Annotated in this window: 8 protein-coding genes and 3 pseudogenes; 3 read left to right on the top strand and 8 right to left on the bottom strand. The window is 44.7% G+C overall.

Annotation, left to right across the window (positions count from 1 at the left end; all coding sequences use genetic code 11):
- Positions 1-146 (top strand): cation:dicarboxylate symporter family transporter (locus tag BZG83_RS14425; RefSeq protein ID WP_131825097.1); only part of this gene is annotated, 146 nt, incomplete at its 5' end.
- A 48-nt stretch (positions 147-194) separates the two neighbouring features.
- Here the strand turns inward: BZG83_RS14425 and dgt are convergent.
- The 3 genes from dgt to BZG83_RS14410 form a co-directional block, all read right to left on the bottom strand.
- Positions 195-1640 (bottom strand): dGTPase, encoded by a 1446-nt coding sequence (dgt, locus tag BZG83_RS14420; protein ID WP_077481556.1) that lies wholly within the window; start codon positions 1638-1640, stop codon positions 195-197.
- 97 nt (positions 1641-1737) lie between these two features.
- Entirely contained in the window at positions 1738-3135 is a 1398-nt protein-coding gene (locus BZG83_RS14415) for an alpha-amylase family protein (RefSeq protein WP_077481552.1), read from the bottom strand.
- A gap of 594 nt (positions 3136-3729) precedes the next feature.
- Positions 3730-4563: a hypothetical protein gene (locus BZG83_RS14410; protein WP_077481550.1), complete on the bottom strand. Its 834-nt coding sequence runs from the start codon at positions 4561-4563 to the stop codon at positions 3730-3732.
- A gap of 200 nt (positions 4564-4763) precedes the next feature.
- Here BZG83_RS14410 and BZG83_RS14405 point away from each other — a divergent pair, with 200 nt between their 5' ends.
- Entirely contained in the window at positions 4764-5099 is a 336-nt protein-coding gene (locus tag BZG83_RS14405; RefSeq protein ID WP_077481548.1) for a hypothetical protein, read from the top strand.
- Positions 5100-5587: 488 nt separating this feature from the next.
- On the opposite strand, the pseudogene BZG83_RS16910 reads toward BZG83_RS14405, so the two are convergent.
- A pseudogene (locus BZG83_RS16910) lies at positions 5588-5835 on the bottom strand (transposase); the annotation flags it as partial.
- Between the two features lie 56 nt (positions 5836-5891).
- Between BZG83_RS16910 and BZG83_RS17040 the strand changes: the two are divergent.
- Positions 5892-6077, top strand: a pseudogene (locus BZG83_RS17040) (IS3 family transposase); the annotation flags it as partial.
- Positions 6078-6185: 108 nt separating this feature from the next.
- Here BZG83_RS17040 and BZG83_RS14385 read toward each other — a convergent pair.
- From BZG83_RS14385 to BZG83_RS16925, 4 genes and pseudogenes are all read right to left on the bottom strand, one after another.
- Positions 6186-7364: a hypothetical protein gene (locus BZG83_RS14385; RefSeq protein WP_131825096.1), complete on the bottom strand. Its 1179-nt coding sequence runs from the start codon at positions 7362-7364 to the stop codon at positions 6186-6188.
- Between the two features lie 64 nt (positions 7365-7428).
- Complete coding sequence (locus BZG83_RS14380) at positions 7429-9552, bottom strand: hypothetical protein (RefSeq protein ID WP_131825095.1); 2124 nt, start codon at positions 9550-9552, stop codon at positions 7429-7431.
- Positions 9552-10175, bottom strand: a complete 624-nt coding sequence (locus BZG83_RS14375) for a hypothetical protein (protein WP_077481540.1) — start codon at positions 10173-10175, stop codon at positions 9552-9554. Before BZG83_RS14375 ends, BZG83_RS14380 begins: the two co-directional genes overlap by 1 nt.
- Before the next feature lie 535 nt (positions 10176-10710).
- Positions 10711-10890 (bottom strand): annotated as a pseudogene (locus tag BZG83_RS16925) (IS4 family transposase); the annotation flags it as partial.

The following is a 10890-nucleotide window of genomic DNA, read 5'->3' as shown; positions in this document are numbered from 1 at the left end:
TGCTGGCAGCGGGTATTCCACTGGAAGCCATTGCTATTTTGCTGATCATTGAGCGCCCACTCGACACCTTCCGTACCGCGGTCAATGTGCAAGGCGATTTGATTGGTGCCACGGTGATTGATAAGTGGCAAAAGCGCTTTGGCTAATTAATGGCCATGCCGCAAAAAACCGCTCCTAACCACGGAGCGGTTTTTTTATCCCTCTTCAATTACATGAAAGGCGCGGTATTCGTCGAATGCGTATTGGTCCGTCATACCGCTGATATAGTCAATTAGCAGGCGAGTACGAAAATAGAACTCACGCGCAGTGGCAGAAGGGATCTGCTCCGCCAGGGCCTGTTTTTGCACCGCGTCACGATAGGCTTTTTTATGTTTTTCAGGCAGTTTTTTAAATAGCCGCTGGGTGTATATCGACGCATGTGGCTTGACCGGTTCGCCGTTGACTAAAGCCGTAAACACCTCACTGGGCAAGGTGAGGAGTGGACGATAGATGCTCATCAAACCATGGATGACGCGATAACCTTGTAGCTCGCGGCGTTCCACTTCTGGGTGACAAAAGGCATGCGCTTTAGCGACGTTTTTAAAGGTTTGTACAAGTAAATGATTGACGCTGTTATCTTCAATTAGCGCGTGATTAAAGGTGCCATCAATGACAGCGGGTAAATGGTCGATAAAGCGTTGGGCGGCATGGCGAGGCAAGCGTTTATTGACCTCCACACGCAAGAAGACAAAAAACTGACTGTCACTGCCGTGGCTGCGTTTTTCCGCATTCTCTAACATGGTTGCCATGGTGTTGGCGTCATGCTCCTCACTGGCTTGGGTAAGTTGTACAAAGGTTGCCTTTAGGGCCGCTTTCAAATCCGCGAGAGTCAGTACACCTTTTTCAACGGCGTCTTCTAAATCGGCAATGCCATAAGAAATATCGTCGGCCGCTTCCATGATGTAACTGACTGGGGCTCGACAGCCGGGCGAGATGGCGAGCGTTTCTTGCAAATCGCCGATGTACGCTTGTTCACTGAGAAAATAGCCGACCTTCTTTTTCAGGTAAGCGCGCGTGTCGTCATCTGCAGGTTTCGGCTCACTACCACACCGAGTGTATTTAAGAATGCCGGAGACTTGCGAATAGGTGAGGTTCAGCTGTTGTAAGGTATGGATCAGCCGTATGCCTTGTGCGTTGCCTTCAAAATGACAGAGATCGCGTTGTACCTCCTCAGGCAGTTCGTCATTAAAATGTTGGCGGTAGATAGACGGGACCTGCTCACTGAGCCAATCACTGAGTGCTTGTTCGCCAAAGTGTCCAAACGGTGGGTTACCTATGTCGTGCATGAGGCAAGCCATCTCAACCAAGGTCTCCAAGCAGCGGTCGAGCGGGGGAGCGAGTTGCGAGGCAGACAGTTTGTCGGCAATCAGTTGACTGATATAGCGCCCGACTTGCTGGACCTCTAAAGAGTGGGTGAGACGGCTGCGCACGGCGGCATTGCGTTCAAGAGGGAAAACTTGGGTTTTTTGTTGCAAACGGCGTACGGCGGCAGAGTTAATAATCCGTCCACGATCGCTTTCAAACTGCTTCATTAAATCGCCGTTCGTGTGCGTTCTAAAAGGCCGATCTGGACGGATTTTTTGCTCAAAATTCACAGTCATCATGACACCCAGCTTGTCCACTTTTTAAGATAGAGTGCGGCGGATTTCACTGACTGTCAATCCGCCGCTTGGCATAGCAAGACGGCGGCGACATAGATTAATGCATATACATCTGCGCCGAGCGAGCAGGAATGGTGATAGTGTGAAAATCCGATGAGATGGTAGTGGTCGCATCACTTAACACATCATAATAAGGGCGATACCAGTTAAGTGGGTATTCGCGTGTATCCATGGTATAAGATTGAGGCTCATCACACTTATTGATCGCCACAATACCGGCTTGGTCGCGCGTAAATAACAGCAGACATTGGGTGCTGCCAATCACCGTCATTGGCTTGCCGTGCATTGCATTATGAAAGCGGAGCATGGCCTTCATTGCAGGCTGCTTCCATACGCCTTGCCACCGGCCGTTATCTTTGTCTTCGCCTACAGAAAGCTCATCACTATAGATCAGAGGACTCCCTCCATCTTTGCCAAGAATATAGGCATAGGCGAGCGCTTCATCAGTGGGGTTCATGATTTGGTAGCGAAAGCCATCGTTAGTCGGTATGTCGTGGGTAATGGTAAAGGTGATCGCACGGTGTTTATCCAGCGCCTGACCAACACTTTCAGGATGATGCAACTGAGTGAGGCTACCTTGGAACGAAAACGCGCGACGCATTTGTGAAAATAAAGGAAAGTCATAAGCGCTATGGGTGGTTTGTTGTAAATAAGGCAAAAGAAACGCCTCATAGCTTTGATCGCCGGCTCCACCACTGGTGATCACCTCGCCAAAAATATGCATGCCTTCACGAATCGCATCAGTAAAGACCTGATTGATGTGATACATGCTCATGTGTTTGACCGCATCGACCCGAAACCCCTTCACGCCCATCGCTTTTAGCGCTGATAGATACGTACGCTGTTGCTCAACCACCCACTGATTCGGGTCTAAATCGGGTAAGCCTGCATCTCCTTCTCCACCGCACAAACGCCAATATTGCACATGGCCTGGGTCATGCCACTGAGTGATACAGCCTTCTGGATGAAAGTCCGTGCTGGAAAACAAATGCTGCGAGAGCTGTCCAAACAGTGTTTGCTGCTCGAACGCTTCTTGGTTTTGCGCGTAGTGTTCTAAGACCTGTGCGCTGGGGTAATTAAGATCGTCACGTAATCCGCTTTCATTCGCCATATGGTTGAGCACCACATCGGCATAAACAGCCACACCATGCTGGTCGAGAGCAGTGATCATGGCTTGAAAGTCTTGTTTATTCCCGAGAGGAGAGTCGATAACACGCAGATCTTGAGGTTGATAGCGTGCCCACCACTCTGTGCCAGACGACTTCATGGCTGGCGCCACTAACACCTTCTTGTAGCCAGCTTCAGCAATATGCTCCGCTCTTGCTTCTACAAGCTGATACGGCCAATTAAAAGCATGGAGAATAGCCTCTGCATGTGCTGTGGCTGAATAGATAAACAGGCTGATTGCTAATGCGAATGGATAGTTTCTTTTCATTATAAGGGCCTCGTTATTGGGTTCCCTTTAATGCTATTAATATATTTCTTTTTAAGAAGAGAGGTTGAGAGGATTAGGAAGAATAGTCACGGTCTGTAGGGGACAAAATACTCAAATATTGAAGTATTTATCAAAAGTAAGGTCGGGGGCCCCGAGCTAAYACGTCGTGTACATTGTGACGACAGAGACGTGCAAAACCAACGAGAGGAGTGTGTCCTGTAATCGGTTCCCTCTACGTCTTTCTACATCGTCCATGTACACCTTAGTGTACCTAAAAATCAAAGCGGCTGGTGGACCTCTATGGACCTTAATGAATGATAAGTTATTGATTTTTATTTATTTTAGGCAATAAAAAAGACGTCCGTGGACGTCTTTGAATATAAAATTGGTGGAGCTGGCGGGAGTCGCCTTCAAGTCCCTTAAAAATCAGTAACTTCAATAATTTAGGGTGTTTGTGTTTTTTGAGAATAACCCTTTAGTACCGCATTTTAGTACCATATGAAGCTAGTATCAATATGTAAGCGCAGGTTCAAAAGTATGGATGCCAGTTCAGTTCCTCATTAGGGAGTTGAACCGATATCTATACTGAGCTAATCATTTAATCTGACTTGTAAGGACGTTAATCTTTTCCAACTGCGACGCACTGAGTGAGCGCCGCTTCAGTTGCTCATAGCCTTTTAATAGCCTGTTTTGTTGGCGTCGAATTTGTCGCTCATTTCGCTCTTCTTTTGCGTTTAACCACTTTTCAAACTGGGTTTGCATCTGCTTGATGAGTTTTTCAATTTTTAGGGCTTCAGTGGCTTTTTGGTGCTGGTATTGCCAAGTTGATAGCCTGCGTCCTCTCTCTTTTTCAATTGGCTCATAGCTCCGGTAGTCGATGCCGACATGTTGCAGCACTGCACTGTTGAATGTTTGTTTAATGACTTTTGTAGCTTTTTTCTGTTGTAGCTCAGTGAGGACACGATTACCAACAACTTTACCTATCATTAAATGCACATGGTCGCCACTACCTTTGTTTCCTTGTTGCTCCTGCTGATGCAATACTGCTCGAATTTGTTGTCTGTATTGGGAAAATTCAGATTTGTTGAGTCGACACAGTTTTGCTAAAGCCAATGCGCATTCTTTTACAATGGATTGCCACTGACTTTTAGTAGGTCGGTAGCCTTTTGGTAGTGTGAGGCAATATTCCATCGCATAGGTCGCTAGAGGTCGTCCTCCACGACGATTGTAGAGCTGTTGGTTAAGTCGAAATTGCTCACCAGAAATTGCAATTCGATTTGAAGTTTCGGTGCAACCGAATAGGGAAATGAGAGCCTCGGTGTGTTTGTGATTTACGTGCTTCGGGTCTAAATAATCACGTTCTCTGATTAACACGCCGTCGCTAGCGAGGCGCACGGGTTGTGTCGTTACAGTCCAGTTTTTAAGCATATTGATGTGTTTTCTATAAGCTTAGAAACTAAACTCAATGATTTCAAACAACTAGCATCTAACCTGTATACCCGATGGTTGGTTCCAGATAGGACAACTCACTTCGTTCCTTCGTTGTCCACTGGTAAGAAGGGGATTCCCTTCTTAACTACCCTTCATTTGTAGTTGATGATTTATGTTATTACACTTGAAGAAAAACTATGAATCATAATTCTCCAATAGCACTGGCTGTAAAGCTTGAAGAATGCCGACAAACAACGATAGACGATTTAGTTATCAACTTGTGCATCAAAGCTGCGTTCTTAACTAATCAAGATATCAAAAAAAACTCAAGCCGATACCAATGGGTTGTCAAACTTACAGAGCACTGTAAAGATGCGATGGCGTTGGAAGACGTGATAGAGGGGGAAGTTAGTGAGCCTCTTAACCCCTCAGATTGGGATTCTATTATGGCAAGTAAGAAGAAACAGGCTGATGAAATCGTCGAGATAATAGCTAAGCAGGTTATGTTAGCAATCCCTAATTATAGAGACTAATAGGTTGGTTGATGCAATAGTTTGCAGTGACTCATACCCGATCTGACGATGTGGATGGTGTAATTCGACCTGAGCTAGCCGTTACCGCCTTCAGAAGCGTTAAAGTGGCCGCTTTGGTTTGTCGGTCGAAATCTACCTATCGGCGAACTTTCCTCAGTCTGAACAGTAATGCGGCACCACTTATCAAGGTGTCGCAGATGGAAACTTTTGAATATAATGTATGATACGCCCCAATTTGAACGCTGATAACTCAAAAATAACGGAGCTGATTTGCGCCAATGTATTCAGAGTCTGATAGAGGCCGTTCATCAGGCTCAGCTCTACGATGGGACCTGCGCCAGATTGTCCTAAAAAGCGTGAAAGCACTGTGGATGCTGTTATGTCCATAAGGTCTTCAATTTGGCGGTTTAACCGTTTTGTCATCTTTAAATATCATTTGCAAATCTAGACTAGGTTCTTATTTCAAAGGCCTTGTGGGATACTATAAATTACCAAGCTATCCTAGCGAGCTTTTTTGCCAAAGATACAAGCGCTACATTAAATGGTTTTCGCTGTTTTAGTTCGAGCAGCCAAGAGCCAAAGTACTTTTCTGCTGATACATCTCGCCACATGACAGCTCTCGAAGCTCTTTGTTCCCGTACTTGGATATTCCGAGCATGTGCGGCTATTCTCCCGTAGAGTACTGGTATGGAAGCAAGCCTAGACAAGCGGCAAAGTTGCGACCATTTTTAAATTCACCGCATAAGACCTATTTGCGTGAAATCATCCACGGTATTAAGTAAGAGTTTGACAGTCAATGGCATTCTCAAGCAAGATTTCTTGCTCTATCTATGCAAGAACAGAGGGGAGTTGTCAGACTTGGTAAAGGAGAGTGTCGATATTTACAACACACTAAGGCCGCACCTTAGTCTAGGAATGAAAACCCTAAATGAGATGCATAAAAAAGCCAGTAGGCAGTACCCACTGGCTGCTGTTTAAAACCGTCAACGTATTTAGGATGGGTCACATTCGCAATGAACATCAGATCATAATTAAACCCATTTTTGTATCTAAATGGTTATTTAGTTCTTAAGAACTTGTATTTTATTAGAAGTTCATTGTACCCCAAACCACGAATAGAGTCGGTGCGATGTAAATCAGTGGCTTTAAACCTCGCGCAATACCAAAACGGCCCTCTTGAACTTCTTCAAAAGAAATATTGGCAATCACCGCACAAATGGTTTGCACTGCGATAGCTGCAACAGCAAATGACAAAATGGCGGCAATGGCACTGTCAAATGAAATCCCCATCATTTTCCACGCCACATACGTCATTGCGCCCACATTTGCTCCACAAACAAAAAACGACACCTTAAGCTGTTCTTTCACAGCCGCAATTTCTTCGGCTGACATTTTTTCAAAGACAGTGACTTCTTTTGTCGACGTGAAAAACAACCCCTTTACCGTTCGCGTGCGTCTTTTCGGGTTGGTGAAATGCAGAAGATAGAAAAGCACAACCGCACACAAACAAGTTATGCTATATCCCGTCATGATGWTTTGCTGTTGCCTATTCGGATCAATACCAAACTTCACAGCTTCAATCGCGCAACCCAACCAAAACAGAGCACAAATTCCTAGTAGAACTTTCCCCCCCAAGTTCGAAGTAATCTTGGGGTCAATGTGCTTTTCTAGCGAAGTCTTAGAGTTTGACAACGAAGAACGCGCAAAACCAATTACTCCAAAGAGCACTGTAACCAGCGTTGTGTAAAAAGGCACAACARAGAACGCATATAAAGCTGTCAGGAAACAGAACATTTCCAAACCCTTGTCAAATCTAATACTAAAAGACATCAGGGCTAAGAATATAAAGGCTAAAGGCAGCGCCACAATTGTGCATACCGCATAGTAAGTCGTGTTACGTTCGGCGGAACCATCAAGAATGGCCTTTACGTATGGTGAGTAACATCGGATACAAACACCTATCACAGCCAAAAATAACCAAACGCTAACTCCACCAATAACTTGAGCCGGAAGCCATGCAATAATCTCATAGGCGCTGGCGTTTGAAAAATCTATGTAGTCCCAGCCTCTGGATAAGCGGCTCTTGAACAGTTCCTCGACAAGGAATGGATTCATCGCTGTATAGGAGGTTGTGAGCGCTACAAGCACTAGCCCAATAATGCCGGACAACATATTGCCTCGCGTCATTGATTTCCTTGCCATGTTGAAAACTTCCCCAACGATTGGGATTCCTGAAAAAATGGTAAAACGTTTTGAGTAGAACACGATGAAAGCCCCTTTGTTCTTTGATGAAAATCTTTTGGCCGCCACTTGAAATTAGAATCAACGGCTACTCTGGCCAAAAGTAAGAGTCGAATGCTTTTAGAGGCGCACTGATTGAATCAACAAGATGTGGTAAATGAGCAATGTCATTTAAAAACTGCCCCTGTAAATAAACCACAGGCTGAACGCTAAGCAGCCACTTGTAGGTCCCATAAGCGATCACTGCCGCCTGCGTATCACTCGGTTGACCGAGCAGATAGAAGATTGGTACAAACATTAATGCGGCAAACCATATTGTCTTGATTGACGTTCGTAACAGTAAGTCTCGATTAGCCCAAGGCCAACCGTCGAAAGAAGAAGCCTTATGCGCGAATCCAAACTCGGTTAAACGTATCAATACAGCCCATCCCAATAACCAGTACAAATAATTATCAAGAAGATTAAGAAGTACTTCTACTGAAGGCGACACTGCGTTAACGAAGTTAATCGCAATAGATGTATTTGCAGGCACCATTGGCAGAACCTCAGCATGCCAGCCCAACAAACGAGGCGCGTTTAAGACTAGAAGCACAATAGCTAACAAAATTAATGTGTTCAGAATAAATTTAGATTCAAGCGCAAATGCCCTTTGGACCATGAAGCCGTTTAACTTGGCTCGGTAAACAGCCTTAATCCCTTTTGATATTGGCGCTTCTCCGCCACCTTGAATTGGACCACGAACTAGGACCATAGACAGTAGTTTCACAACTGAGAACACCGAAAGCACAACCGACAAAACGAGTGCGATACACGGAATCAAAATGGCGCGAAGTGCATTTTTTCCGATCGTTTCAAGCTCTCCTCCGTCTTCGAATGAGGACAACTGCCCCTTAATATTGTCATTCATATGATCGACTTCGGTTTCAATAAAAGCGTCTCTTAACGCAGCATAAAGTTCAGCATCGCCCCAATTGAAGCTAAAGCCAGTGACATAGTAATCCCCCATCGCAGCTTTAGCTTTCTTTTGTATGTCGGCATGCCTTTCGAAGGTTGAGAAACGACGAATGTTTGGCTTCATTGATTTAATGCCAACATCAGATAGCTGATTTCGTAGTGTTTTTTCAAACTCAATTATCGTCAGGTGTTCTAGCCATGCATGCGCCTTAGCTGCTGGGTAAAGTTGAAAAGATCCTTTAGGAAGATCCATTTCTTTTTGCATGCTACGGTTAAGGTCTGAATATCGATTTCTTGCTTGCTCAATGAATCTTTTAGCTGAACCGCGAGTCAAAGCACTGCGACCATTTGTCGTTAGATAGCGTCTGAGTTCTACGAGGCTTCGCTCTACATTTGCTTCGTACTCTCGTTTCACGCGGCGATTGCGCAGCGAATACCCAGCCTTTTCTACCTGAGCTTCAACATCTTTTCTGACATATTCAGTACTTGCTTGTTCATAGAGTTCGCGCCACTTATCATCAATAACAAAGTGCCTTAGGTTACGATCTCGCTCTTTATGTGCTTCTGCGTACTGGCTAAAGGCCTGCTCGATATCTTGCTTGCTACGGTAAAACGTTGGGAGGATGTCTGAATAGAAAATAACGTTGTAACTGTTGCTCGCAATCGATAATAAAATGRATTGAAGCTGATCCATCGCACCTTGTTTGAAGTCTTGATTGTAAAGGAATCCTGCAGAGAGCAGCGATAACATCACTTTCTGCTCAATTTGCTCATCCACAGATTCACTAAACGAAAATGACTTGCTCGCCAGATCTTGATTATACAGTCCTTTCTTTACGGTGTTGACCAGCACGGCGTCTCTTCGAACTTCTGCGGAACTCGGCTCAATTAGCAATCGTTCGATAGCGGCCTTTTGGCCAAAATAGACCGTAGAAAACACCAATAGGAAAGTAACACTTTGGCCACTCCAACTAATGGGCTTTCTCAATTTGTTCGATAAAATAGAAACAAGGAGTTTTGTAAACAACAAACCTGAACCAAATCCGGATATTAAACGCCCGTAGATTTCTACTCGATGAATGTCGCCCATGTTTGAGGAAGGGTCGATCACCGTTGACGTTAATATTGCATGGAAGCTCGATTCGAAACCGAGATAAGCCAGTAGTGCTAGAACAAATAGCGTTTGCTTGGTCGCAATGTGATTTTTTAGTTTTCCTGTAATCGACTTAAGGGTTGAGTGCGGCATTGTATTTGTCATTACTCACCCGGAAAAACCAAGATAACTTGAGATTTTTGCGCTTCTATCACACCACCTCTTTCGGTTTTCACCCCTTCTTCAACATGGTATGTGCCTTTACTCGACCTAGGTATTAACCCTTCGGCCCTTTGTTTTGGCACTTCATTGCTGGGATTACCGCGTTTGTTTGAGCTTGGTGGCTTGGCCTTCGACATCAGGTCATCAAGCCTCTTCTTATTAATGTACTCACGCTCATAACCTTGAATAATAGGAATGTATTTCCCGGCATCGATCGCCCTCATGTAATCCCAGAATGAGTATTCATAAGGAAAAACCTGATCATTGTTGGCTGTATCCGTCGTTTGGTATGCATACATAAAGCAGTATCCTGCTACCTGCTCTTTCATTTCTCTACAGGTTTCAAAGCGCTGTTTTCCGCTTGTATTCAGTTCCGGGATCAGCTCCGCCAAGGTTTTATCGGCAAAGTTCTCAGGAAGATGTTCATACCATTTAGACTGGCTAGGTTGTGTGCTTGCACAACCTGTAAATAAGAATGTGAGAGCCAGAGCTGAATAAAAACGTAGATGTTGACCCAGCGAACACAATTGCGTAATCGCTTTGAACTCAATTGAAGATAAAGTCATTAGAACCCTGTTTGTTACTACCTAATTACAGTTAATGAGATTAATATTTGCACTAATTAAATATTTAAGAGGATAGGATTTGTGAGGAATAGGGRCACCGTCGAAGAGGCATTGCCCTGACAGCAACGCCTCTGGAAGCTGCTATCAGGGCAAATGTATAGTGCTTCGTTACTACCAGCTATTCGGGCTGATAAGATCAGCCGCTGTGCCGCCACCCAATGCGTAGAATATCGAGAAAAACGACCACACAACCCCCAACCCGCAACATATGACGACGATTCTCATTATGTCAGTGAATAAAATCCAAGGGTTATCGATAACATCTCGGATGTAGTTTGAAAGTTTACTGATCATCTTACCTCTTACTTATACGTAACTGCTACGTGTAGCCATGGAGTGTGCTGGGTTACATATACTAATGGTTAGTCAAAGAGAATCAAGGGTAAATTGCTGATAAATGGCTGGTTTTTAACCGTAAGAATGGTTTTTGTTAATGCTATTACACAAGCGTCTAGTGGGGCGCTGGCGGATCCCCTCATAATTGACCGAGCCCCATCGTATGCGTTAGCCGTTGATATTCCCTGATGGCCCACTGATATTGGGTTAGCTTAATCAGGTATCGCCGATGGTTTCTGACCTCGCGACCAAGACGAGGTATCGAGAGCACGCGACGATGCTTGATGGTGTTGGCTTGAAAGTGATAATGCCAACCTGC

The organism is Salinivibrio sp. PR919 (assembly GCF_001995355.1).
GTDB lineage: Bacteria > Pseudomonadota > Gammaproteobacteria > Enterobacterales > Vibrionaceae > Salinivibrio > Salinivibrio proteolyticus.
Note: the sequence above shows the minus strand (reverse complement) of the source record. Positions and strands in the feature narration are given on the sequence as shown.